The organism is Alcaligenes sp. Marseille-Q7550 (assembly GCF_965112015.1).
On record NZ_CBCOPU010000002.1, the window covers coordinates 814,403 to 839,143 of the forward strand.

Sequence of the window (24,741 nt, forward strand, 5' to 3'; positions counted from 1 at the left end):
CCGATGCTCATCTATAGCAAATAGCGTTCCGCGGCCCCGGCCGCAGGCCTTGGGCACACTTTCTGCTGGAGGAAAAACGCCAATCACGAGGTTGGCATTCTTTCTAAAGGAGAGTCACATGACCAAGCACACTGAAGCCCATGACCGCAATCAGGATCACAAGGACCAGCGTGGTTTCGCCTCCATGGATGAAAAGAAGCAACGTGAGATCGCAGCCGAAGGCGGCCGCGCCGCTCACGAAAAAGGCACGGCCCACGAGTTCACTTCCGAAGAAGCCCGTGAAGCCGGCTCCAAGGGCGGCAAGATAGCCCACGAACGCGGCACGGCGCACGAGTTCACCTCTGAAGAAGCCCGCGAGGCCGGCTCCAAGGGCGGCAAGGCAGCTCACGAAAAGGGCACGGCGCACGAGTTCACCTCTGAAGAAGCCCGCGAGGCCGGCTCCAAGGGCGGCAAGGCGGCCCACGAAAAGGGCACGGCCCATGAGTTCGATTCGGAGGAAGCCCGCAAGGCCGGCTCCAAGGGAGGCCAGGCCACCCAGGGTCAGCGCCGCTGACCGATCCTGCCCCCCACGCGGACGCGGCGGCGACACACAGGGCCGCTGCGTCCCCCTTTTTCCCACTGTGCTGAACAGGAGTCCGTATGACGCAAACCCGCCAGACCGTGGAGCAGCAGCGCCACATCCAGGAGCAACAGGACCAGAAGGACAAGCACGGCAGCGGGCAGACCGAGCCGGTCACCCACGACAGCAGCCAGCCCGGCAGCGACTATCCCACGCCGCCCCTGCCCCAGCAGCATCTGGAAAAGCCGGGCAGCGAAAGCGAGATGGAGCAGGCCCCGCACTACGAAGCGTCCAGCTACCTGGGCAGCGGCAAGCTGGAAGGGAAAGTCGCACTGATCACCGGCGGCGACTCGGGCATAGGCCGGGCCGTGGCCGTGCTGTATGCGCGCGAAGGCGCGGACGTGGCCATCGTGTACCTGGACGAAGATGTGGATGCCGAGCAGACCCGGCAGGCCGTCCACGAGGAAGGCCGTGAATGCCTGTGCCTGCGCGGCGACGTCAAGGACCCCGAATTCTGCCGGCAAGCCGTCGAGCGCGTGCTGGACCGCTTCGGCCACCTGAACATCCTGGTCAACAACGCCGCATTCCAGGAACATGCCCAGTCCCTGCTGGACCTGACGCCCGAGCGCCTGGACGAAACCTTTCGCACGAACATCTACGGCTACATCTACATGGCCCAGGCCTGCCTGCCTCATCTGCAAGCCGGCGACGCCATCATCAATACCAGTTCCGTGACGGCCCTGCGCGGCTCGGCCCACCTGCTGGACTACTCCAGCACCAAAGGCGCCATCATCGCCTTTACCTATTCATTGGCGGCCAATCTGGCATCCAAGGGCATACGCGTGAACGCCGTCGCCCCCGGTCCGGTCTGGACGCCGCTCAATCCGGCCGACTCGCCGCCCGAGGAAATTTCCGAGTTCGGCAAGCAGACCGTGTTCGGTCGCCCCGCCCAGCCCGAGGAACTCTCCCCGGCCTACGTCTATCTGGCCAGCCCGGTCACAGCCAGCTACATCACCGGCGCCGTGCTGCCCATCACAGGCACGCCCGGGAGCTGACATGGACATGCTTCCAGCCCTGGACGAAGCGGCCCTGTACCTGGACCTGGACGGCACGCTGGTCCCTCTGGCAGCCCGACCCGAGATGGTCCGCCTGCCCGCAGCCACGGCTCGCCTGCTCCTGAACCTGCACCAGGCCTGCCACGGAGCGGTAGCCTTGATTTCCGGCAGGGACCGCGCCAGCCTGCGCCAGGTTTGCGATGATCTGCCGCTGGCCATGATCAGCAGCCACGGCGCGGCCATGCACGGCCCGCATGGCGAGCCGCACTGGCAAGCCGCAATGGATCCGGTCGGGCATCGCCGCCTGGAACTGGCCGTGGCCGACCTGATCCGCCCCTACAGCCGGGTGTGGATGGAACGCAAGGCCCACGGCGTGGCCGTGCACTTTCGCCAGCGCCCCGAACTGGGCGATGAACTGCATGCGAGCCTCACGACCTTGTGCTCTGAACACCCCGGCTTCAGCCTGACACGCGGCCACGGCGTGATCGAGCTGCGGCTGTCCGGCTTCGACAAAGGCCAGGCCGTCGCGCGCGCGCAGCAGCACGCGCCCTACGCCGGCCGCAGGCCGGTGATGATAGGCGACGACCTGACCGACGAGGCCGCCTTCCGGCTCGTCAACGAGCAGGAGGGTGTCAGCATCCGCGTCGGCCCGCACGAACCCGCCAGCGCCGCGCAATTCTTTCTGCGCGATCCGGCCGCCCTGCTGGCCCTGCTGCGGCTATGGCTGGCCGCCGAGTCCCCTCCTTCCCGCCCCGTTTCGCATCACTGCCCCGCCGCGCGCGTCGCGGCGCCCTGAGCCTCTTGGCCTGCCCTCTATCTAGCATAGGACGGACTGATGAACATGATCTTCGCTCTCCCACCTGAAGCATCTCTGCAAATCAGCCTGCCCTTGAACGGGTGCGACAACGGCACCGTGCAGGGACTGGAATTCATGGCAAAGGAACTGGCCCAGTTGCTGGAGCTCTCCCGCGTCTACATTGCCTATGAGGACCAGCTGGAGGATGCGCACGGCCAATCCTACTACCTGCCCGTCAGGACCTTGACCCTGGAGCAGGCTCGCAGCCTGGGCATCGAAGGCCCCGCCGATCTGTACGGCGGGGTCGTGCCCTACGAATTCCTGGCCTACAAATGCGTGACGCACCCGCTCCCGCAGGCCGACATGGTCCGTCCTCAAGGCTGGAACGATGAGCTCTCCCTGTCCCTGCGCCATGACGTGCTGCCCGGCTTCAGCGTCTTCTCGGCGGAGGACGCCCTGCGCACCATGAGCCTGCTGGACCAGGCGGGCCAGGCGGGCATACGGGTGAAGCTGGCCGTCGCCAATGCCGGCAAGGGCCAGAGCGTGGTCTACAGCCGGCACGAACTGGAGGAGCTGCTTGCGCTGCCTGCCTGGAAGGACCAGCTCGCGCACGGCCTGGTGCTGGAGGAGAACCTGCCCCAGAGCCACACCTTCAGCGTCGGCCAGACACAGATCGGGGATCTGCTGCTCTCCTACATCGGCCAGCAGCACCAGACCCTCAATCATGCGGGCGAGTCCGTCTACGGCGGCACGACTCTGCTGGCGGCGCGCGGCGGCTTTGACCAGCTGTTCCAGCTGAAGGCCGTGGAACGCGCGCATTACCTGATCGATGTGGCGCTGGACTACGAGAAACGCATCAGCGCCGCCTATCCGCAGTTTTACGCCTCGCGGCGCAACTACGACGTCATCCTGGGCAGGAACGCCCGGGGCGAATACAAGGCCGGCGTGCTCGAGCACTCCTGGCGTTGCGGCGGCGCTTCCGTCGCCGAGATCCTGGCGCTGCGCACCCTGCAACGCCATCCCGAACGAACCCACACCCATGCATGGACGCGCGAACGGTATGTCACCGACGCGGCGTCGGTCCAGGACTCGCCCAACCTGTACAGCCTGAGTATGGAAGACGGCGGCTACCTGGCGCGATTTGGAGGCCCCCTGTAGCCATGACCACGGAAATCTTCAACACGAAGATCAAGGTTCCCCACCAGCAGCTCGATGCGCGAATACTGGTTCCCAAATCTCCCATACCCGGAATCCTGTTCGTGCACGGCTGGGGGGGAAACCAGAAATTCGACCTGAAACGCGCCCATACCATCGCCGGCATGGGCTGTATCTGTCTGACTTTCGATCTGGCCGGCCACACCGCCTCGCCCTATGATCGGGAAAGCGTCACCCGCGAACAGAACTTCCAGGACATCTGCGCCGCCTTCGACACGCTGTGCAGCCACCCCATGGTGGATCCGGAGTCCATCGCCATCGTGGGCCACAGCTACGGCGCCTACCTGGCCTGCCTGCTGAGCGAATTCCGCCCGGTGCGCTGGCTCAGCCTGCTGACCCCGGCCCTGTATCCCGACGAGGACTGGCTCGCGCCCAAGGACCAGCTCAACCGCAGCCTGCTGCAGGACTATCGCCTGTACACCCATACGCCCAAGGAAAACCGCGTGCTCCAGGCCTGCTCGAAATTCAAGGGCGACGTCATGCTGTTCGAGGCCGAGAACGACGAACTGATCCCGCGCCAGACCATACTGAGCTACCGGCAGGCCTTCGCGATCGCTCATTCAGTCACCCATCGCGTGCTGGTGGACTGCGATCACGCCCTGAGCGAGAAGACTGCGCAGCGCAATTACTCGGTGCTGCTCTACCGCTGGATCCAGGAGATGATCATCGGCGCCCGTATCGGACACCTGCCCCTGGACGCCAATTGAACCGTCAGGAACTCAGACCGCAGGCAGGGCATAGCCTGATACGAATTCCTTGGCCGCCCCGGTCTGCGGATCGTAGACGTGGCGGCGCACCTGGCCGATGTCCGCCCCATAGACGTGGATGCTGATGGACACGCGATCCTGGTAGATGTTGGAGACCTCATGGATGTCGCCCACCGCGGGCGAGACCGCCTCCACCACGCCCGGCTGCAGGACCTGGGTCGCCCCTTCCGTCAGCCGTCCGCTGGCGGCGTCGCGCGTGAACGGGCGCGACTGCTCGCCCCCGCGCAGCATGCCGATCAGGCCCCAGACGGTATGATCGTGGATGGGGGTCTTCTGTCCCGGCCCCCAGACGAAGCTGACGACGGAAAATCGCTGCTCGGGACAGCAGTACAGCAGATACTGCTGGTAGTACTGGGGGTGCGCCTGGGCGTATTCGCGGGCCAGCCAGTCGTCCTGGGCCACCAGCTCACGCAGCAGCTCGCCGCCGTCGCGCAGAATGTCCGGCTCGGTCACGCCGGCGCGCGCCGTCAACTCGCTCATGCCCTGGATGAAGCGCTCGAAACGAGGATGCATGGTATCGGTCTCCAATGAAAAGGCCGGGCCGCCTCTGCGCCCGGCCGCCGCATGGGGCTTACTTGTTCAGATAGACGGGAGCGCGTTTTTCCTTGAAAGCGGCCATGCCCTCCTTGGAATCGTGGCTGTCCTCGATGGCCTTCAGGTGGCGCATCGTGCGCGCCATCTGCTCGGACGGACCGCGCGTCAGGACCTCATTATTGATGAAACGCTTGAGAGTGTGCAGCACCATGGGCGACATCCTGGCCAGGTCCTGCGCCATGCGCAGCGCCGCCGGCACTTGCTCGCCCACCGGAACCACCTCGTTGACGAAGCCCAGATCGTAGGCGCGGCGCGCCTCCAGGGTGCGGCACAGCAGGATGATCTCCATCGCCGCGTGATGGGGAATGCGTGAAGCCAGCCCCGAGATGATCCCGCCGGTAAAGCCGAGCTTGGCTTCGGGATACGAGAACTTGGCGCTCTCGGAAGCCACCAGCAGGTCCGTCATCATGGCCATGACCAGCGCGCCGCCCACGCACCAGCCGCTGACCGCGCCAATGATGGGCTTGTCCGTCTCGAAACCCACCGTGGGGATCGCGCGCCACAGCTCGGGCCATTCATTGATGTCGGCTCCGGCCGAGAACGCATCGTTGCCCGCGCCCGTCAATACCGCGACGCGGCGCGTCGGGTCCTGATCGAAGGCCACGAAGGCTTGCTGCAGCTCGCGCACGACCGTGGCGCTGAGCGCGTTGCGGCGCTCGGGCCGGTTGATGGTGATGACGGATATGCCGTCTTCCTGATTGTCCACGGTGATGCACTGATAGTCCGACATGGTCTGCTCCTTCTTGGTGATCAATGAAATCCGGTTCCCGGACCGCTCACGGCCCGATGGACAGGCGGGCGTCGACCGCATGGCAGCGCGTGGCGGCCACGATCAGGGGATTGATGTCCAGCTCGAACGGCGCCTCGCGCAGGTCGTGCGCCAGCCAGCTGACGCGCACGATGGCCTCCAGCACGCCGGCCCGATCCAGCGTCCGGCCTCGATAGCCCTGCAGCAGGCGGTCCACCGCCAGGCCGGCCAGCAGACGGTCCGCATCATCCAGGGACAGCGGCGCGGCCGCGATCACCCGGTCGGCCAGCAGCTCGACCAGGATGCCGCCGGCCCCGAACACGACCACCGGCCCGAACTGCGGGTCCTGGCGGGCGCCGATCAGCAATTCCAGTTCGCCCTGCGCCATGGCCTGCACCAGCACGCCGTCGATGCGCGCCTGCGCTTTGTAGGCCCTGGCGTTGGCCAGCAGGCGCTCATAGGCCCGACGCAAGGCCGCCTCGTCCGCGATGCCCAGGGCCACGCCGCCCGCCTCGGTCTTGTGCACGATGTCCGCGGATACGATCTTCATGACCACGGGATAGCCCATGGCCGCCGCCTGGGCGACCGCCTGTTCCACATCCGCGCACACCCGTCCCAGGTTGACCGGCAGGCCGTAGTGCGCCAGCAGGCGCTTGGACTGATCTTCGTTGAGCACTCCGCGCGGCATGATCGCGGGCGCCTGGCAGCCGCCGGGCCGCTGCGCGGGCTGGCGCGGGCGAAACTCGCTGCTCCGCTTCCAGGCCGACAGCGCCAGCGCGGCCTCCTGGCTGGAACCGGCATAGGCCTGGCCATGCGCAGCCAGCCGCTGGCGCAACGGCTGCGAGGTCGCGCCGGCGTCGAAGGCCACCATCACGGGTTTGCCCAACGCCTGGTCCGGCGCCGTGCACACGTCGATCAGGGCCCCGATCCATTCCTGCGGGCACATGGAAGCCGCCACCAGGATGGCGTCCGTCTGCTCGTCCTGCGCCAGGGCCTGCAGCGTCGCCTGGGCGACCTCGGCCGGATCGTTGGTCAGGCGCGCCCCCAGGTCGACCGGATTGTCCGCCTCGCCGCCGGGGTAGTGACGCGCCAATGCGTCCCGGGTGGATTCTGAAAAATCGGCCAGGCCGACGCCATGGTCGGCCAAGGCATCCGCCGCCAGCGCCCCGCCTCCGCCCGAGGGCGTGACGATGGCAACCTTGCGCACGGCATGACCGGAATGCGGCACCATGGCATTGGCCAGCAACAGCATCGCGCCCATGTCGTTCATCAAGGTGATGCCCTCGTCGCGGCAGACGCTGGCGAATACATCATGGTCGCCGGCCACGCTGGCGGTGTGGGAAAAGGCTGCGGCCTTGCCGGCGCTGGAGCGCCCGGCCTTGACTGCCAGCCAGGGCTTGCCCGCCTCCTGGGCCCGGCGCGCCGTGCGCCGCAGCGCCTGCGCATCCTTGACGCCCTCTATATACGTGCAGATCACCTTCGTCTGCGGATCCTCGATCAGGAAATTGACGAAGTCGCACAGCTCCAGATCAGCCTGGTTGCCCACGGAAAAGCCATGCGTGAAACCGCCTCCCATGGCCCAGGCCCGATCGAAATACGTGGTCATCAAGGCGCCGCTCTGGCTGACGAAGCCGATGGGACGCGAAGGCAGGCTGTCCCTGTCCAGGATGGGCGATGAGCACAAGGCCAGACGACGGCTGGGACTGATCACGCCCAGGCAGTTCGGGCCGATCAGGCGCATGCCCGAGTCGCGGCAGATCCGCAGCAGCGTCTGCTCCCGCTCCCGGCCGCGCTCGCCCGCATCCGAGAAGCCGGCGGAGATCACGAGCAGCCCGCGGGCGCCGCGCCGTGCAGCCGCCTCGGCCTGCTCCAGGACCGTATCGGCGCCGACGGTGAAGACGACCAGATCGGGATCCTGCTCCAGGTCTTGCAGCGCAGGCGCGGTCGGCAGGCCGAACAGGCGGTCGCGGCCCGGATTGACGGGCAGCACGGCTCCGCCGTAGCCATGCTTGAGCAGCATGCGCAACAGCCGGCCCCCGAACTTGGACTGATCTTCCGAAGCGCCCACCAGGGCGATGGAAGCCGGACTGAGCAGGCTGTCCAGCGAGGCGGCGCGAGCGGCGGTATCCATCACGATTCTGTCTCCTTGATTGAGGAGCGCAATGCGCTCAGTTGCTGCTCATCTTGATGGTCTTGAGCAGTTCGCGGTAATAGTCGCGGCTCTTGTCCAGGTCCTTTTCGTAGGCCGCGCCATCCTTCCAGCTGGCGGTCACGCTGATGCGATGGAAGCGTTCCTGCGTCTGGGGTTCGGCCAGGATTTCCTGCGTCGCCCTGGCCAGCTTCTCCATCACCGGCGCCGGGGTGCCGGCCGGCGCGGCCACGCCCCAGAAGCCCTCGAAGGGCAGCGCCAGATCAAAGCCTTCCTCCTTGGGCGTGGGCACGTCCGGCAATTCGGGATGGCGCACGCCGGCAAAGGTGACCAGCGCCTTGGCCTTGCCGCTCTTGACCAGCTCCAGCCCCACCCCGTCGATGAAGAAATCGATGTGATTGCCCAGCAAGGCCGTCATGGTGTCCGCCGAGCCTTTGAAGGGCACGTGCAGCATGTCCAGCTTCTCGGAATTCTTCAGGATCTCGCCGGCCAGGTGTCCGCCCGAGGCCACGCCGGCCGACCCGAACGTCAAGGTGCCCGGCTCCTTGCGGGCCAGCTCCACGAACTCCTTCAGGTTAGAGACGGGCAGGTCCTTGCGCACCGTCATGATGGGCAGATAGCCCGCCAGGCTGCCCACGAAGTCGAAGCTCTTGACCGGATCGTAGGGCACCTCCCGCAGGAAGGGCAGCACCGTGAACGCCGTGCTGGTGGCCAGCAGCAAGGTATAGCCGTCCGGCTTGGCGCGCGCCGCCAGCCCCGTGCCCAGCGAGGTCGTGCCGCCGGGCCGGTTCTCGACCACGACGGGCACGCCCAGCTTCACCCGCAGGCGGTCCGCATACAGGCGCGCCAGATTGTCGCTGTTGCCGCCCGGCGGATAGGGAACGAGGAACGTGATTTCGCGGCTGGGATAAGCGTCTGCCGCCAGGGCCGCCTGCCCCGCCAGGGAGCCGATGCCCGCCAGTACCGCGAACGCCAGCGCGCTCAAACCGCGCCGACGAGCTGAAAAACGTCGTGCCATGGTCCTGCCTCCTTGTGTGAGTGCTACTTTGGAACCACCTTTATGTTCCATTTAATGGAACGCTGTTCTTTTTTTTGATATTTAAAATGCCGTCGAAACGGCTCTTGTACGGCAAACAGCAGAAACACAAGCTACGCGGAACAACGGTTCAAATATAGGGAAATTTGATTTCAGGTGTCAACCATCAAGCGCCCTCGGGATTTCCCCAGCACGCCGGGCGCATGTAAAGTCGCTTGACCGGGCCAGGCTTCTGGATAAAATAAAAACGCAAGCATCATGTCAAATTGAAGAACGCAGTTCCAAATATCAGAACATCAACCTTTACTGATCATAGGAATTTCACCATGTTCTCTGCCATCGTGATCGACAAGCCCGACGGCGCCTATCAGGCCAGTCTGCAAACCCTGGACGAATCCGCGCTGCCCGAAGGCGACGTCAGCGTGCGCATCGACTATTCCACGCTGAACTTCAAGGACGGGCTGGCCATGACCGGCAAGTCCCCCGCGGTGCGACAGTTCCCCATGGTGCCCGGCATCGACTTCGCCGGCGCCGTCACCGCCAGCACGCATCCGGATTTCCGTGAAGGCCAGAAAGTTGTCCTGAACGGCTGGAGCGTGGGCGAGACCCACTGGGGCGGACTGGCCCAGCAGGCGCGCGTCAAAGGCGACTGGCTGATCCCCCTGCCCGAGGCCTTCAGCACCCGCGACGCCATGATGATAGGCACGGCGGGCTACACCGCCGCGCTGTGCGTGCGGGCCTTGCAGCGCCAGGGCGTGACGCCCGACCAGGGGCCGGTGCTGGTCACCGGCGCGGCCGGCGGCGTGGGCAGCGTCAGCGTGGCCCTGCTGCACGCCCTGGGCTACACCGTCATGGCCAGCACGGGCCGCCCCCAGGAAGAGGGCTACCTGAAGTCCCTGGGCGCCAGCGAGATCATCGACCGCCAGACCCTGAGCGAGCCGGGCAAGCCGCTGGGCAAGGAGCGCTGGGCCGGGGCCATAGACAGCGTGGGCAGCCACACCCTGGCCAATGTCTGCGCCGGCACCCGCTATCGGGGCGCCGTGGCGGCCTGCGGCCTGGCCCAGGGCATGGACTTTCCCGCCACGGTCGCGCCCTTCATCCTGCGCGGGGTACAGTTGATCGGCGTGGACAGCGTGCATTGCCCCAAGCCTGAGCGCCTGGCCGCCTGGGACCTGCTCGCCCGCCACCTGTCCCGCGAGGCTCTGGCGCGAATTGGCGCGACCACCATCCCGCTGGCCCAGGCCATCGAGCAGGCCGGCCAGTTGCTGGAAGGCCGGGTGCGCGGGCGCATCGTGGTCGACGTGAACGCCTGAAGCCAGACCCACCCACCGATAGCGCTCTGGAGCCGACTATGGACAAGACATTGCCCCTGCATGGGGTCCGGGTACTGGAATTCTGCAACGTGGCCGCCGGCCCCTACTGCGGCATGCTGCTGGCCGACATGGGGGCGGACGTCATCAAGATCGAGAACCCGCAAGGAGGCGACACGCTGCGCAGCTGGCCGCCCATCACCCAGGGCTTCAGCGAGAACTTCGCGTCCCTGAACCGCAACAAGCGCTAGGTCACGCTGGACCTCAAGCGTCCCGAGGACAGGGAAAAGGCGCGCCGGCTGGTGCTGGAGGCCGATGTGCTGCTGGAGAACAACCGCCCGGGCGTCATGCGGCGCCTGGAGCTGGACTACGACAGCCTCAAGGCCCTCAACCCGCGCCTGCTGTACTGCTCCATCTCCGCCTACGGCCAGACCGGGCCGCGTTCCCAGGAAGGAGGGTTCGACCTGACCATCCAGGCCATGAGCGGGGTCATGAGCGTCACCGGCGAACCGGACGGCGCGCCCGTCAAGTGCGGCGTGCCGCTGGCCGACTTCGCCGCCGGCCTGTATGCCGCCTTCGCCGTCAGCGCCGCCCTGCCCCAGGCGCGCGCCACCGGCCAGGGCGCGCACATCGACGTGCCCATGCTGGGCACCACGCTGGCCATCGCCGCCCTGCAGACTTCCGAATACTTCGGCAGCGGGCGCGATCCGGTCAAGCTGGGCTCGGCCCACCCGCGCAACGCTCCATATCAGGCGTTCCGCTGCAAGGACGGCTACTTTGCCATGGCGGCGGGCAACGACGCCCTGTGGCGGTCGGTCTGCGAGGTCGTCGGGCGACCAGAGCTGGCCCGGGACGAGCGCTTTACGTCCACCTCGCTGCGCGCCCGCCACCAGGATGCGCTGCGCGAGCTGCTGGAGGCCGTTTTCATGCAGGCGGACGCATCGCACTGGCTGGCCGAGTTCCGCGCGCGCGGCGTGCCCAGCAGTCCCATCAATCGCTACTCGGACGTGCTGCGCGACCCCCAGGTCGAACATATGCAGTGGATCCAGCCCATCACCCTGCCCGGCGACACCCCGACGCGCACCTTCGTGTCGCCCATACGCATCGATGGGCGGGGCCTGCCCGTGCGGCTCAACCCGCCCGCTCTGGGCGAACACAACGACAGCGTCTTCGCCGAGGTGCCGACATGAACGACCCTTTCGGCACGGCGACGGCCGGCCTGCGGATCGAGCGCCAGGGCGGCGTCTGGATCCTGACGCTGGACCGCCCCGACAAACGCAATGCACTGTCCGCCGAGCTAGTCGAAGCCTTGATCGCCGCCGTGGGAGCGGCCGAGCACGAGCAGGCCGATCTGCTGGTGCTGCGCGGCGAAGGTCGAAACTTCAGCGCCGGCTTCGATTTCACGGACTACGAACGGCACAGCGAGGGCGACCTGCTGCTGCGCTTCGTGCGCATAGAGACGCTGCTGCAGAAGCTGGCCTACAGCCCGTGCGCCACCCTGGCGCTGGCGCACGGCCAGAACTTCGGCGCGGGCGCGGATCTGCTGGCGGCCTGCCGAACCCGCGTGGCCAGCGTCGACGCGCGCTTTCGCATGCCCGGCCTGCAGTTCGGCCTGGCGCTGGGCACCCGCCGCCTGGCGGCGCTGGTGGGCGCCCAGCGGGCTCATGACCTGCTGGCCGCCAGCCGGACTTTTTCCGCCGAACAGGCCCTGGACATGGGATTCGTGCAGGAAATCCGCGAACCTCAGGACTGGCCGGAGCTGATCGGGCAGGCCGGCGCGCAGGCCAGGGCGCTCAGTCCGGAGAGCCGCCGCCTGCTGCAGGACCTGACCCGCCTGGGCGACAATCCGGACGGCGACATGGCGGCGCTGGCGCGCTCGGCCTCGGCGCCGGGCATCAGGGAGCGCATCGCCGCCTTCCGGCAGGCGGCCGCCGGTCAGCGGCCGCTGTAGCCCAGGCGACGCGAGATCTGCGCCGCCACCGCCATCAGGGTCTGGCCGGCCTGCATCAGCCGGGCCTCGTCCAGGCGCTCGGCCGGACCTGAAATCCCGACCGCCGCCACCACCTGGCCGCGCCCGTCATGGATGGGCGCGGCCGCGCCCACCACCTGCTCGCGCCATTCGCCCCGATTCAATGCGAAGCCCCGCTCGCGGATCTCCTCCAGTTCGCGGCGCAGTTCGCCGAACTTCACCACCGTTCGCGGCGTATAGGGCTTGAGGCGATTCTTGACGCTGTTCAAGGTGTCCTCCTGGGCCCAGGCCAGCAAGGCCTTGCCCGTGGCCACGCACTGGGCCGGCGATCGCCCGCCCACGGTGGTGTAGGCGCGCACCGGCTGCGGGCTGTCGATCTTCTCGATGTACAGCACCTCGATGCCGTCCAGGATGGACAGGTGCACGGTCTCCTGCGTCTGCTCGGCCAGCTCCCTCATGAACGGCAGGGACTCCAGCCGCACGTCCAGGCGATTGGCCACGCCCGAACCCAGCTCCCAGAGCTTCATGGTCAGTTCGTAGCGGCCGGTGTCCTCGTTCTTGCGCGCAAAGCCCTGGTGCACCAGGGCCTGAAGCAGACGATGCACATTGCTCTTGTTCAGCATCAGCTGGTTGGCCAGCTCGGTCACGCCCGAGCCGCGCTCATGCTTGGCCATGGCCTCCAGCAGCACCAGGCCCTTGAGAAAGGTCTTGTCCAATCGTGTTTCCCGCCTATCGCTAAAAGTGGGTGAATTGTCGCATGGAACCGCGCGCCCTCAGCGCAGCGGCGGCGGCTCGAAGGCCGACAGGGCCGGCGGGTCGCCCGCGTAAGGCTCGATCCGCACCAGGCAGGACTGCGCCGAGCAGCCCTGGGACAGTTCCGAAGCGCCGGCATCGCGCGTCAGGACATTGGGATTGCCGTGCAGCTCCAGGGGTCGGCCCCGCGCGTCCCGCCCCGGATCGAACCAGGCCCCCGTGGACAGGCGCAGCACGCCCGGCATCAGGGCCTCGCTCAGGCGCACGGCGGCCAGGCAGGCGCCGCGTTCGTTGTACAGGCGGACCAGTTGTCCCTCCGCCAGGCCCAGGCGCCGCGCATCATCCGGATGCACGCAGACGGGCGCGCGGCCCTGTATCTTGTCCTGCCGGCTGTAATGGCTGTGGTCCAGTTGGCTGTGCAGCCGCGTCTGCGGCTGGTCGGTGATCAGGTGAAAGGCGTCGGGCGCCTCTTGCATGCCCAGCCCTTCGCGGGCGGGATACCAGTGCACATGCCCGCCGCAATCGGGCAGCTCCATGGCCGCGATCCGCTCGCTGTAGATCTCGATCCGACCGGAGGGTGTCTGCAGGGGATTGGCCTGCGGATCACGGATGAAATCGGCCAGCATCGTCACCGGGGCGGGTTCGGCCGACCGGTCCAGGTCGATCAGGGCCTGTTCGCGGAACTGTTCGTAGTCGCACAAGCTCACGCCCTGCGCGGCGGCGCGCTGCCGGCCGTCCTCGTACAGGCGGCGCAGCCAGCCCGCGCTGTCCAGCCCCTGCGTGAATTCGGCCTGCACGCCCAGCCTGCCCGCCAGATCGGCGAAGATGTCATAGTCGCTGCGCGATTGCCCGACAGAGGACGCCATCGCGCTCATGTAGACCATGAAGCGCTCGCGCTTGGAATACGCCAGGTCGTCGCGCTCGAACGTGGTGTTGGCGGGCAATACGATGTCGGCCATCTTGGCGCTGGGCGTCCAGTACTGTTCGTGCACGATGATGGTGTCGGGCTTCTGCCAGGCCTGGACCAGACGGTTCAAGTCCTGGTGGTGGTGGAAGGGATTGCCCCCGGCCCAGTACACCAGGCGTATGTCCGGATAGGCGTGCCAGGCGCCGTTGTAGCGGAAGCGCCCGCCTGGATTCAACAGCATGTCGGCAATGCGCGCCACGGGAATGAAAGAGGTCACGCCGTTGCGTCCCTGGTCCAGCGTGGGACCCGAGAACAGCCGGGTCTTGTTGCCCATTGTGTTGGCCGGTCCGTAACCCACCCCGAAGCCGCCGCCCGGCCGGCCTATCTGGCCCAGCAGGCAGGCCAGCGTCACCAGGCCCCAGAAGGGCTGCTCGCCGTAATCCGCGCGCTGCAGCGACCAGGCCATATTGATCAGGCTGCGTCGTTGCGCCAAGCGCAGCGCCAGGGCGCGGATGCGCTCGGCCGGGATGCCGGTGATGGGCGCCGCCCAGCGCGCCGACTTGGCTTGGCCGTCCTCATGCCCCATCAGGTAGGGTTCCAGGCGTTCGAAGCCGACGGTGTAGCGGGCCAGGAACGCGCGGTCGTGCAGGCCCGACTCGACCAGGGTGTGCATCAGGGCGAGGATCAGCGCCGTATCCGTGCCGGGCCGTATCGGCAGCCATTCGAACGCCCCCTGCGGATCCAGGTCGTCGCGGGTCGGGCTGATGTTGATCATTTCCACGCCGCGTCGCGCCATGGCCTGCAAGCTGGAGCGCAGATGATGCTGGCCCGGACCGCCGGGGCTGACCTGCGCATTCTTCTCCGAGGCGCCGCCAAAGCACAGCAGCAATTGCGTGTGCTCCACCAGCGTGTCCCAGGAACTGTGCTGGGCCATGAGGGCATCCATGGAGGCCACGATGTGCGGCATGATCACCCGCCCCGCGCCCAGGCTGTAGCTGTCCTTGTGGGCGACGTAGCCGCCCAGCGCGTTCAGGAAACGGTGGATCTGGCTTTGTGCATGGTGAAAGCGCCCGGCGCTGGACCAGCCATAGGAACCGCCGAAGATGGCCTGGTTGCCGTGTGCGGCGATGACCCGGCGCAGTTCCCCCGCCGTCAGCTCCAGGGCCTGATCCCAGCCGACCTGCACAAAAGGCTCGGCGCCGCGCCGCGCCGGACGCCGTCCTTCCAGCCAGCCTTCGCGGATGGCTGGGCGCAGTACGCGCAGCGCCGGGTCCAGGCTGGCCCGCACCATGCCCTGCCCGATGGGCGAAGGGTTGGGATCCTGTTCCAGAGGCCGCACATCCGGCCCCCCGGGCGCCTGACGGTCTATTTCATAAATGCCCCAATGGGCGGCGGTATATTCGCGCTTCATCGATTGCTTCCCATCCTGTCCGGCCGAACAATGGAAACCGTCGCGCATGCGGCGGCACGGAAACATCAACCACGCGAAAAATATAAAACACTATTCCTGAATTTGGAACAGCTGCCGGAACGCCGCCGTCCGCCCCTAGCCGGGGCTCATGCCCGCCAGGCCCATCAGCAGTCGAATGAACAGCGCGACCGCGCCCAGCGCGGCAACGCTGCACGCCCAGATCAGCACCAGCCAGCCCAGCCTGCGCAGCAAACCCGACCGCCGCGATGGTCCGCCCGCCGCCATCAGTGGTAGCCCTCCCCCGTCTTCACCTTGCCGCGGAACACGTAATAGGCCCAGGCCGAATAGGTCAGGATCATGGGAATGACGAGCAAGGCGCCCACCAGCGTGAAACCCAGGCTCTGCGGCGGCGCGGCGGCATCCCAGATGGATAGCGAAGGCGGAACGATGTTCGGCCAGACGCTGATCACGAAGCCCGAATGCCCCAGGAAAACCAGCACCAGCGCCCAGCCGAACGGGCCGGACTGGGGCGTGCCGCGCAGCTGGCGCAACAAGCTCCAGGCCGATGCCAGGACCAGCACGGGCACGGGCGCGAAATACAGCATGTTGGGCAGGCTGAACCAGCGCCGGGCCACGTCCGGATTGATGAGCGGCGTCCAGACCGAGACGACGGCGATCGCCAGCAGCACGCCCCAGGTGATGGGCCGCGCCAGCTTCTGCATGCGCCGCTGCAGCTCGCCCTCGGTCTTGAGCACCAGCCAGGTCGCTCCCAACAGGGCATAGGCCGCCGACACGCCCAGGCCCGTGAAGACCGCGAAGGGGCTGAGCCAGTCCATCACCCCCTGGCCGCCGGCGCGCGGCTGCACGCCTTCGATGAAGGCGCCCAGGATCAGGCCCTGGGAGAAAGAGGCCGCGAACGAGCCGAGCATGAACGCCTTGTCCCAGAACGGCTTGTGCGACTCATCGGCCTTGAAGCGGAACTCGAAGGACACGCCCCGCCAGATCAGGCCCACCAGCATCAGGATGACGGGCGCATACAGGGCGCTGAGCAGGATCGAATAGGCTTTGGGGAACGCCGCCATCAGGCCGGCCCCGCCCAGCACCAGCCAGGTCTCGTTGCCGTCCCAGACCGGCGCCACCGTGTTGACCATGGCATCGCGCTGGGCGGCGTCGCGAACGAAAGGAAACAGCATCCCTATGCCCAGGTCGAAGCCGTCCGTGACGACATACATCATCACGCCGAAGCCGATGATCAAGAACCAGATCAGAGCAAGATCGATACCCATGGCGTCAACTCCTTGTGGCCGCGGACAGGGGACGGGCCGGACGCTGGTCGAGCGCCTCGCCGCCGGGCGGAACCTCGTGCGCATCCGGGCCCTGGCGGATCAGCTTGAACACATAAGCCGCCCCCGTGCCGAACACGGCCGCATACACGACCAGGAACACCAGCAGGGACGCCGACAAGGTCTGCGCCGAATGATCCGATACGGCATCGGCGGTCCGCATCAGGCCGTACACCACCCACGGCTGGCGGCCGATCTCGGTGGTGAGCCAGCCGGCCAGCATGGCGATCACCCCGGCCGGCCCCATGTACAGGGCAAAGCGCGCCAGGGCGCGGGAATCATGCGCCCGCCCTCTCCAATGCGCCACGGCGCTCCAGACGGCCAGCGCCAGCATCAGCAGGCCCAGTCCCACCATGATGCGGAACGTCCAGAACACGCTGGGGGAGTGGGGCCTGTCCTGGGGTGGAAAGTCCTTCAGGCCGGGGTATTGCCCGTGCCAGTCGTGCCTCAGGATCAGTCCGCCCAGGCGGGGAATCTCGATCTTGTAGCGCGTGGCCTCGGCCTGCATGTCCGGCCAGCCGAACAGGATCAGCGGCGCACCCTTGCCCGGTTCGTTCTGCCAGTGACCCTCCATCGCGGCCAGCTTGGCGGGCTGGTGCTCCAGCGTATTCAGGCCGTGCAGGTCGCCGATGAAGATCTGCAGCGGCGCGGCCAGCAACAGGCAGCCCATGGCCATGGTGAACATGCGGCGCACCTCCAGCCGGCGGTTGCCGCGCAGCAGGTGCCAGGCGGCCGACGCCCCCACCATCAGGGCGGTGGCGATGAAGGCCGCCATCACCATGTGCGCCAGGCGATACGGAAAGGACGGGTTCAGGATGACCGAGATCCAGTCCACCGGCACGACCACGCCATTGACGACCTCATGCCCTTGCGGCGTCTGCATCCAGCTGTTCGAGGCCAGTATCCAGGTCGCCGAAACCAGGGTGCCCAGGGCCACCATGAGGGTGGCGAAGAAATGCAGGCGCGGACCCACCTTGTTCCAGCCGAACAGCATCACGCCCAGAAAGCCGGCCTCCAGGAAAAAGGCCGTCAGCACTTCATAGGTCAGCAAAGGACCGGTGATGCTGCCGGCGAACTCGGAATACCGGCTCCAGTTGGTGCCGAACTGGTACGCCATCACCAGGCCCGAGACCACGCCCATGCCGAAATTCACCGCGAAGATGCGCGACCAGAAGTGATAGAGGTTGCGGTAGACCATCTTGCCCGTCCAGAGCCACAAGCCCTCCAGCGTCGCCAGATAGGCCGCCAGGCCGATGGTGATGGCCGGGAAGATGATATGGAAAGAGATGGTGAACCCGAACTGCACGCGAGCCAGGTCCAATGCGCTCAAATCCGGCATGGCGGTGCTCCAAACGCGGCGTGATCACAATGAAGCCTCGACGCGGACAAGCCGTGCGACGCCCCCCGAACCGGCCTTCCCGTGCATGGACTCCTCATGCCGCATCTCTTCAGCGGACGGCAGAACAAGGCCGCCCTTCACCGGCAAGGCCGCTGTGCGCCTCCAGCAAATAGCGAGCCTGGACGCCTGCGCGCCCGCCGGGCGCGGCGCCGGCGTACGCGTCGTCCGGCTAGGCCTGGGCCGCGTCCAGCGCGTGCTCCAGCCATTGGTGGAAACGGCGCACATCAGCCATGCGCTCGCTGTCCACGTGCAGCAGGCAATTCCATACCGGCCCCGGCACCAATGTCTCGGACAGGGGCGCCAGCTTCCCGTCCAATCGGGCCTGCCCGGCCAGCAATTCGCTGACCAGTGCGATGCCCAGACCCTGGCAGGCGGCGTCCAGCAGCAAGCCGGGATCGGAGAAGTTCAGGCCCGCGCTGCGCTGGCCCACGTCCTCGCCGCCCTGCAATTGCCATTGCGCCCAGTCCATGATGCGCTCCCCGTGCAACGTGAAGCGCTGCGCGGCCGGCACCTGCAGCAGGCGGGGGTGGCAGGCGGGATACAGCCTGTCCTGCAGCAGGGGTAGGAAGTGGCAGGCCGGCTGCTCGTCGATGTCATCACGAATGGCCAGGTCTATGGTCTGCTCGGCCATGTCCGGCGGCTCGTCGGTGGTCAGCAGCCACAGGTCGATCTCGGGAAACTGCGCCCGGAAAGCGTCCAGCCGGGGCAGCAGCCAGTGCCGTGCGAAGGCCGGCGTGGTGTTCACGATGACCTGGTGCGGCTTGCGATACTGCTCCAGCCGGCGTATGCCGGCCGCCAGTTGCTGCAAGAGATGCTGCGTGGTGCTGAGCAGGTCCGCGCCGGCGTCCGTCAAGGCGATGCGGCGTCCGATGCGCTCGAACAGCGGCTGCTCGAGGTACTGCTCCAGGCTGCGGATCTGCTGGCTGACAGCCGATTGGGTCAGGTGCAGCTCCTGCGCCGCTTTGTGGAAACTGCCCAGGCGGGCAGCCGCTTCGAATCCGCGCAAGGCGCTCAAGGCCGGCCAATGTTTCAGCATGACAAGTAAGAAGAACTAATCAATTAAGCCCAAAATTTATCGTTTGCCTGCCTCAAGGCTGTCCTCTACGATGCACGGTCGGTCAGTGCAACAGGCCCGCTGATCAGCACTATAAAACAGTTTGATCCCGCCTCCCCCGCAGATACTGGATTTTTCCATCGTGACGCCCGCCGCTTTCTCCCTGCAACGACAAGATTTCCTGGACTGCCTGCGCGGTTTTGCCCTGCTGGGCATACTGCTGGTGAACGTCAAGGTGTTCTCCTCGCCCTTTTATGGTTCCGGCCTGCCCCATCCCATGAGCGCCGGCGTGCTGGACCGCGCGCTGGACTACATCGTCGGCGCCGCCTTCGAGACCAAGTTTTACCTGCTGTTCTCTTTGCTGTTCGGATACAGCTTCACCATCCAGATGATGTCGGCCGAACGCCGGAATCGCTCTTTTTCGAGCAGCTTCCTGCGCCGGCTGCTGGGCCTGCTGCTGATCGGCCTGCTGCACGCCATCTTGCTGTACATCGGCGACATCCTGATGATCTACGCCCTGGCGGGCCTGCTGCTTCTGGGCGTGCGACGCTGCGGCGACCGCACCCTGGCCTGGCTGTCAGCCGGCGTGGTCACGGCAACGGCCCTGCTGTGGACCTGCCTGATCCTGTTCGAGGCCGCAGGCTCCGCCGATGCCGCTGAACTGCTGGCCGGCATCCAGGAGCAGACCCGCCGCTACCAGGGCGGCTGGCCGTCCGTACTTGCTGAAAACCTGCGCGTGGTGCGCGAGGCCTGGCCTATCATGGCCACGCTGCAAGGACCAATGGCCTTCGCCATGTTCTGCCTGGGCCTGATCGCCGGCCGCCGCCAATTGTTCCTGCATCTGGACGCCTATCGTCCCTGGCTGCGGCGCATGGCGTTCTGGGGCGTGCTCGTTGGCGCGCCCGCCGCCCTGCTGTACGGCTACGCCGCCACCTTCCTGGTCGGCACGATCTGGGAAGGCGGCGCGCTGATCCTGACCATCCTGACCGGTCCGCTGCTGGTCGGCCTGTACTGCGTCCTGGCCCTGAAAGCCTACCGGGGCGCGGCAAGCGGATTCATGCGGTTCCTGCTTGCGCCTGCCGGCCGCATGGCGCTGTCCAACTACCTGCTGCAATCGCTGGCCTGCGTATTCCTGTTCTACGGCGTGGGACTGGGGCTCATCGGCCGGATGTCCTCATCGGCCGCCTACGCCATCGCGTTGACGCTGTACCTGAGCCAGTGCCTGCTGAGCCGCCTGTGGCTGAAGCGCTTCCAGTACGGCCCCGCCGAATGGCTGCTGCGCAGCTTCACGCACTGGCGCTGGGCGCCGCTGCGGTCGGCGGTCGGCTCCTGATCCGCTCGAACCAGGCCAGCAAGGCCTCGGCATCGGCGCTCAGCTCCGTGGCCATGCCGCCCGTGAACTCGCGCCAGGCCGGCAGATAAGTGTGGGAAACCACCGTCAGCAGCGGATAGCCGCGGGTGATCAGTTCAAGGAACTCAGCGCAGAATCCATCGCCCGCCGCCTCCTGGATGCCGAAACGATTGACGATGACCAGATCGGCGGGCCCTTCCAGCGCGCGCCGCAGGACGACGCCGGCCGCCAGCAAGGCGCCTGGATCCAGGCAGCAGGCGCCGGACTGCTTGCCCAGGTTCTGGCCTATGGGATAGATGTCGCCGGTCTCCAGGTCACGTACCGTGCGGGCGGCGCAATCGCCGGGGTCGGCCTGCGGCCCAGGCACCAGTCCACGCACGACCAGTCCCTGTTCGCTCAGCCGCTGCGCGAAACCCAGCAGCACGGCGTCCGCGCTGCCCTTGCCGGCATGCACGATGGCGCCAAGCGCAAAAGACGGTTCAATGACATCCATGGGGAGCACTCCACATTCAGCGATAAAAAGCGCCGGATGAGCATCCGGAGAAGACAGGCCGCCAGGAAATACGGGAGCGGTCCGGCCTGAAAAGCCGGAACATCGTAGCAGGAAGCGAATTCGCTGTATATGTGCAACCATAACGCAGCCTGTACATGGCGGCGAAAGAAAAGGCCCAAAGAAAATGCCGGGCAAGACCTTCAACACCCACCATATTCGGATTTCTCCGCAAGCACAGAAACTGCCCTGATAGAATGCGCTTTTTCGCCCATGTCTGCAGGCGCTCTCAGGGGTTTTATCATGCAGGCACTAGCCTGCTCTCTAAAGCCAGAAAACACCTGCCAAAGAAAAAAACGGCTAGCCAGGTGATCAGTCTGGCCTCTTTTTCAAGCGTAGCGCTTGCCGGCCTGATCATGTCTTCGCCGTCGTGGGCGGAGAAAAAATCAAACATAGAACCCGCCGCCGTCGTAGGTCATTACTACATGGAAGATGTCGACGGCGGAGTCAACAGCGAACTGCAGTTGACCGATGACCCTCGTTTCAAGTTTGGCATGGGCTACGGCGCAGCGCTCACGTATACGCAAGGCTCATGGCAAATGCAGGGCGACCAGATCGAACTTGCCAGCGCGCCTGCAAGGGCCGGAGCGTTTGAAAATCGATCCACCTCTCCATGACTTGCGGACAATTCCTGTCAGACGGTTGAATTTGCGAAAAGCAGCGAGCCGCCGAGCCCGAACAGCGCCGCGCCAATAAGTACATCCACTGCCCTTTGCTTGGCCAGCATGGCGGCGCGCAGGCGTTTCTCGGAAAACACGATGGCCACAATGCTGAACCATGCCCAATGCGCAAACGACATGAAAAAACCATAGGAGAAATTCAGCCAGAACGGCGCTCCCGGCTCCACGACCTGCGTGAATGTGGCCACCACGAACAACATGGTCTTGGGATTGAGCGCATTGGTGAAGAACCCCATGCCGAATGCCTGCCGGTTGGTGGGCAGATGGCCTGGCGCCGAGTCGGTCTTGATGAGGGTGCGATTCGTGAAGGACTGGTAGCCCAAGTACATCAAGTACGCGGCTCCGGCCACTTTCATGGCCAGGAACAGGCTGGGTGATCGAGTGATCAGCACCGCAATCCCCAGCACTGTATAGAACACATGCACCTGAACCCCGGCTGCGATGCCCAAGGCGGAAATGAGGCCGATCTTGCGGCCGAATAAATAACCGTTGCGGGTGACCATGGCAAAGTCGGGCCCCGGACTGATCACGGCCAGGATAGTGATGGTGGCAACGGCAATGAGTTCGTGCATTCTCTCGTCCAGACGGGTTGAAACTATGTCTTGCGGAAGGTGATCATCAGCACATCGCGATAACCGGGCATATCCCCGTCTTCCGGCATGATGGGCGTGACGCCGTGCATGGGTCGAGTCAAGAACATGCAATCAGGTCCCGCGATATGTGCACGCACATCGTGCAAATAATTCGCAAGGCCGGCTTGCTCCTGTGCTCCGGATTCTTTCTTGACCGCGTTGCATGGCCGGCTCGAAAGCTCGGGAAATCAACGTTTCTCTCAGCGGCACGCAAGCTTCGCGCCATGCCATTATCATTGTTGGCGTGCTGATTTAAAAACGATGTTTGCTATCACTTTTCCGTGAGTTTTCATCCACGATGTCTATTCCAAACCTCACCGCATTCCGCTATTTCGATGTTGCAGCGCAGACCGGCAGCTTCGTACAGGCAGCCGACGCCCTGCACGTCACCCATGGAGCGGTGAGCCGGCAGATCCGGGCCTTGGAAGCGTCATTGGGCGTGCAACTCTTCGAAAGGCGCAATCGCGCAGTGTTCTTGACGCCCGCCGGCCACCAGCTCAAGCACGTCACGACGCCGATGTTCGAGCGGCTGGAGGACGTCGTCCACCAGTTGCAGCAGACGCAGCGCAAGCACGCCCTGGTCGTCTCCTGCGAACCCACGATCGCGATGAAATGGCTGATCCCGCGGCTTGGGCAATTTCATGCCCAGCATCCCACGATCACGATCCACCTCATGACAGCGGGCGGACCGGTGAACTTCCTCAAGATGGGGATAGACCTGGCCATACGGCGAGACGATTTCCACTGGGCCGGCTCGGTGTGCGGCCTCAGGCTATGCGATGAAATGATCGGTCCCGTATGCCATCCAAGCTATCCGCATGCGTTCGGCGAACGAGGCCAGGTCCTGATCCATACCACCTCACGGCCGCAGGCGTGGGCCACGTGGGCCAGGGTAAGCCGCCTCTCTACGCGACACGCAACGAAACTGCAACTGGATCACTTCTACCTCTGCATCCAGGCGGCGCTTACCGGCCAGGGCATTGCCATCGTCTCGCGCCTGATGGTGCAGGACGAGATCCGCAGCGGTCAATTGATCGCTCCGCACGGGTTCGTAGCTGACGGCTCGGCCTACTACCTGTTGTCTCCGCAGCCCCTCAGCGAGGACCCTCGGGCGCAGGTTTTTGCCGATTGGCTTTGCGAGCAGCTGCACGCCCAATAAGCACCGCACAGCGCCGGTTGCAGGCGCTTCGCCTGCCCACGGCTACGATTCCGTCTGGCGCAATGTCATTTCAGGCAGATCCGCCAGCAAGCCTGATGGTGCCAAGGTCGGCATAGATGAGCACATTTTTTCCATGAGTTTCCCTATTTGACCGTAAAGCTGATCAAAGCCTTCCTATTCAAAAAGTGAAAATCAAAAAAACCCGGCCATAAGCCGGATTTTTAAGTTCTGAAACGCCTGATTTTAATTCAGCCAACACTAGGCAAGCGTACCGTGATCTGTGCAAACAGGCTGGAAGAAGTGTGTCATTAAAGTAACGGGCATCAAACCCTGGTTTTTTTGTTTTATATGGGGTTTTTTGGCGGACAGGGGGGATTCGAACCCCCGATACGCTATTCACGTATACACGCTTTCCAGGCGTGCGCCTTCAACCACTCGGCCACCTGTCCTGATTCTGGCTTGGCACGCTGCTTTTAAAGCATCTGATGCCAAGTCCATAATATTAGCAGTATTCTCTCCTGCTTTGCAAGCCCAAGTTTGAGCTCCAGCAGAACATGGTGCAAATAACAGGGCGCGTCTGCGTCATGAACAGCCGCCCCCGGGCGGAAAGCGGCCTTCGTGCCGGCGAGCGTCAGCCGCGTTGCTGCAGGCTGAACATGCGCTCCACGTAACGGGCGATGGTGTCCACTTCCAGATTGACTCGGCTGCCGGCGCGCAGGTTCTTCAAGGTCGTGGCCTGCACGGTATGCGGGATCGGGTTGGTGCGGATCTCGCAACCCTGCGCGTTGTCCTCGACCTGGTTCACGGTCAGGCTCACGCCGTTGACGGTGACCGAGCCCTTGTAGGCGAAATAGCGCGCCATATCCACCGGCGCCTGGATGCGCAGGTCCCACGATTCTCCGATAGGCTCGAAATGGCTGACCGTGCCCACGCCGTCCACGTGGCCCGAAACGATGTGGCCGTCCAGGGAGTCGCCCAGGCGCAGCGCGTGCTCCAGGTTGACTTCGCCGGGCTGGTCCAGCCCCACCGTACGGTTCAGGCTTTCGCGCGAGACGTCGACCACGAAGGAATTGTCGCCCAGTTCGACGGCCGTCATGCAGGCGCCCTGGATGGCGATGGAATCGCCCAGGCGCGCCTCGCCCGGGGGCGGGCCGCGGGCATCGATTTCCAGACGCACGCCGGCGTCCTCCTGGCCTTGCAGCAGGGGGGTGACTTTGGTGATTCGGCCTACGGCGGCCACGATACCTGTAAACACAATAAGCCTCTTGCAGAAAAAAGGGCGTCTTCGCCCCGCACCTTGCGGT

23 protein-coding genes, 1 tRNA gene and 1 pseudogene are annotated in these 24,741 nt (G+C 65.4%); 11 read left to right on the forward strand and 14 right to left on the reverse strand.

Features of this window, described 5'->3' with window-relative positions; all coding sequences use genetic code 11:
- Positions 1-118: 118 nt before the first annotated feature.
- The 5 genes from ACWPWO_RS13240 (at position 119) to ACWPWO_RS13260 (ending at position 4,332) form a co-directional block, all read left to right on the forward strand.
- Complete coding sequence (locus ACWPWO_RS13240; protein WP_454006971.1) at positions 119-553, forward strand: KGG domain-containing protein; 435 nt, start codon at positions 119-121, stop codon at positions 551-553.
- 86 nt (positions 554-639) lie between these two features.
- Positions 640-1,614, forward strand: coding sequence for an SDR family oxidoreductase (locus tag ACWPWO_RS13245; RefSeq protein WP_454006972.1), 975 nt, complete (start codon positions 640-642; stop codon positions 1,612-1,614).
- A gap of 1 nt (position 1,615) precedes the next feature.
- Entirely contained in the window at positions 1,616-2,410 is a 795-nt protein-coding gene (gene otsB / locus ACWPWO_RS13250) for a trehalose-phosphatase (RefSeq protein WP_454006973.1), read from the forward strand.
- A 45-nt stretch (positions 2,411-2,455) separates the two neighbouring features.
- The gene (locus tag ACWPWO_RS13255) at positions 2,456-3,568 is read left to right on the forward strand and encodes a DUF3182 family protein (RefSeq protein ID WP_454006974.1); all 1,113 of its coding nucleotides are present in this window, start codon (positions 2,456-2,458) and stop codon (positions 3,566-3,568) included.
- 2 nt (positions 3,569-3,570) lie between these two features.
- Positions 3,571-4,332: an alpha/beta hydrolase family protein gene (locus tag ACWPWO_RS13260; protein ID WP_454006975.1), complete on the forward strand. Its 762-nt coding sequence runs from the start codon at positions 3,571-3,573 to the stop codon at positions 4,330-4,332.
- 12 nt (positions 4,333-4,344) lie between these two features.
- On the opposite strand, the gene ACWPWO_RS13265 is transcribed toward ACWPWO_RS13260, so the two are convergent.
- From ACWPWO_RS13265 to ACWPWO_RS13280, 4 genes are read right to left on the reverse strand one after another with little or no spacing between them, the layout of a single operon-like run.
- Complete coding sequence (locus ACWPWO_RS13265) at positions 4,345-4,905, reverse strand: cysteine dioxygenase (protein WP_454006976.1); 561 nt, start codon at positions 4,903-4,905, stop codon at positions 4,345-4,347.
- Between the two features lie 58 nt (positions 4,906-4,963).
- Positions 4,964-5,740, reverse strand: coding sequence for an enoyl-CoA hydratase/isomerase family protein (locus tag ACWPWO_RS13270; protein WP_454006977.1), 777 nt, complete (start codon positions 5,738-5,740; stop codon positions 4,964-4,966).
- Between the two features lie 22 nt (positions 5,741-5,762).
- Positions 5,763-7,865 (reverse strand): acetate--CoA ligase family protein, encoded by a 2,103-nt coding sequence (locus tag ACWPWO_RS13275; RefSeq protein ID WP_454007495.1) that lies wholly within the window; start codon positions 7,863-7,865, stop codon positions 5,763-5,765.
- A gap of 37 nt (positions 7,866-7,902) precedes the next feature.
- Positions 7,903-8,901: a Bug family tripartite tricarboxylate transporter substrate binding protein gene (locus ACWPWO_RS13280; protein ID WP_454006978.1), complete on the reverse strand. Its 999-nt coding sequence runs from the start codon at positions 8,899-8,901 to the stop codon at positions 7,903-7,905.
- Positions 8,902-9,245: 344 nt separating this feature from the next.
- On the opposite strand from ACWPWO_RS13280, the gene acuI reads away from it, so the two are divergent.
- The 3 genes and pseudogenes from acuI (at position 9,246) to ACWPWO_RS13295 (ending at position 12,180) form a co-directional block, all read left to right on the forward strand.
- Complete coding sequence (gene acuI, locus ACWPWO_RS13285; protein WP_454006979.1) at positions 9,246-10,232, forward strand: acrylyl-CoA reductase (NADPH); 987 nt, start codon at positions 9,246-9,248, stop codon at positions 10,230-10,232.
- A gap of 38 nt (positions 10,233-10,270) precedes the next feature.
- A pseudogene (locus ACWPWO_RS13290) lies at positions 10,271-11,419 on the forward strand (CaiB/BaiF CoA transferase family protein).
- Positions 11,416-12,180, forward strand: a complete 765-nt coding sequence (locus tag ACWPWO_RS13295) for an enoyl-CoA hydratase/isomerase family protein (protein ID WP_454006980.1) — start codon at positions 11,416-11,418, stop codon at positions 12,178-12,180. Before ACWPWO_RS13290 ends, ACWPWO_RS13295 begins: the two are co-directional and overlap by 4 nt.
- Here ACWPWO_RS13295 and ACWPWO_RS13300 read toward each other — a convergent pair.
- The 6 genes from ACWPWO_RS13300 to ACWPWO_RS13325 form a co-directional block, all read right to left on the reverse strand.
- Positions 12,165-12,914 carry an IclR family transcriptional regulator gene (locus ACWPWO_RS13300; RefSeq protein ID WP_454006981.1) on the reverse strand — a complete coding sequence of 250 codons (750 nt, stop codon included), beginning with the start codon at positions 12,912-12,914 and terminating at the stop codon, positions 12,165-12,167. The genes ACWPWO_RS13295 and ACWPWO_RS13300 overlap by 16 nt on opposite strands.
- A gap of 57 nt (positions 12,915-12,971) precedes the next feature.
- On the reverse strand, positions 12,972-15,269 hold the full coding sequence (locus ACWPWO_RS13305; RefSeq protein WP_454006982.1) for a molybdopterin-dependent oxidoreductase: 2,298 nt from the start codon (positions 15,267-15,269) through the stop codon (positions 12,972-12,974).
- Between the two features lie 135 nt (positions 15,270-15,404).
- On the reverse strand, positions 15,405-15,521 hold the full coding sequence (locus ACWPWO_RS13310; protein ID WP_394061734.1) for a DUF2474 domain-containing protein: 117 nt from the start codon (positions 15,519-15,521) through the stop codon (positions 15,405-15,407).
- A 32-nt stretch (positions 15,522-15,553) separates the two neighbouring features.
- Positions 15,554-16,555, reverse strand: a complete 1,002-nt coding sequence (gene cydB / locus ACWPWO_RS13315; RefSeq protein ID WP_454006983.1) for a cytochrome d ubiquinol oxidase subunit II — start codon at positions 16,553-16,555, stop codon at positions 15,554-15,556.
- A gap of 4 nt (positions 16,556-16,559) precedes the next feature.
- Complete coding sequence (locus ACWPWO_RS13320) at positions 16,560-17,951, reverse strand: cytochrome ubiquinol oxidase subunit I (RefSeq protein ID WP_454006984.1); 1,392 nt, start codon at positions 17,949-17,951, stop codon at positions 16,560-16,562.
- A 229-nt stretch (positions 17,952-18,180) separates the two neighbouring features.
- Positions 18,181-19,047, reverse strand: coding sequence for a LysR family transcriptional regulator (locus tag ACWPWO_RS13325; RefSeq protein ID WP_454006985.1), 867 nt, complete (start codon positions 19,045-19,047; stop codon positions 18,181-18,183).
- 160 nt (positions 19,048-19,207) lie between these two features.
- Here ACWPWO_RS13325 and ACWPWO_RS13330 point away from each other — a divergent pair, with 160 nt between their 5' ends.
- The gene (locus ACWPWO_RS13330) at positions 19,208-20,398 is read left to right on the forward strand and encodes a DUF418 domain-containing protein (RefSeq protein WP_454006986.1); all 1,191 of its coding nucleotides are present in this window, start codon (positions 19,208-19,210) and stop codon (positions 20,396-20,398) included.
- On the opposite strand, the gene ACWPWO_RS13335 is transcribed toward ACWPWO_RS13330, so the two are convergent.
- On the reverse strand, positions 20,352-20,909 hold the full coding sequence (locus tag ACWPWO_RS13335; protein ID WP_454006987.1) for a DUF2478 domain-containing protein: 558 nt from the start codon (positions 20,907-20,909) through the stop codon (positions 20,352-20,354). The genes ACWPWO_RS13330 and ACWPWO_RS13335 overlap by 47 nt on opposite strands.
- A 155-nt stretch (positions 20,910-21,064) precedes the next feature.
- On the opposite strand from ACWPWO_RS13335, the gene ACWPWO_RS13340 reads away from it, so the two are divergent.
- Positions 21,065-21,583 carry a hypothetical protein gene (locus ACWPWO_RS13340; RefSeq protein WP_454006988.1) on the forward strand — a complete coding sequence of 173 codons (519 nt, stop codon included), beginning with the start codon at positions 21,065-21,067 and terminating at the stop codon, positions 21,581-21,583.
- A gap of 17 nt (positions 21,584-21,600) precedes the next feature.
- Here ACWPWO_RS13340 and ACWPWO_RS13345 read toward each other — a convergent pair whose 3' ends face one another.
- Positions 21,601-22,218 (reverse strand): LysE family translocator, encoded by a 618-nt coding sequence (locus ACWPWO_RS13345; protein WP_454006989.1) that lies wholly within the window; start codon positions 22,216-22,218, stop codon positions 21,601-21,603.
- Between the two features lie 358 nt (positions 22,219-22,576).
- Between ACWPWO_RS13345 and ACWPWO_RS13350 the strand changes: the two genes are divergently transcribed.
- Positions 22,577-23,437 carry a LysR substrate-binding domain-containing protein gene (locus ACWPWO_RS13350; protein ID WP_454006990.1) on the forward strand — a complete coding sequence of 287 codons (861 nt, stop codon included), beginning with the start codon at positions 22,577-22,579 and terminating at the stop codon, positions 23,435-23,437.
- A gap of 359 nt (positions 23,438-23,796) precedes the next feature.
- On the opposite strand, the gene ACWPWO_RS13355 is transcribed toward ACWPWO_RS13350, so the two are convergent.
- Both ACWPWO_RS13355 and ACWPWO_RS13360 read right to left on the reverse strand, forming a co-directional pair.
- Positions 23,797-23,886 (reverse strand) — tRNA-Ser (locus ACWPWO_RS13355).
- 182 nt (positions 23,887-24,068) lie between these two features.
- Positions 24,069-24,692: a riboflavin synthase gene (locus tag ACWPWO_RS13360; protein WP_454006991.1), complete on the reverse strand. Its 624-nt coding sequence runs from the start codon at positions 24,690-24,692 to the stop codon at positions 24,069-24,071.
- Between the last annotated feature and the right edge of the window lie 49 nt (positions 24,693-24,741).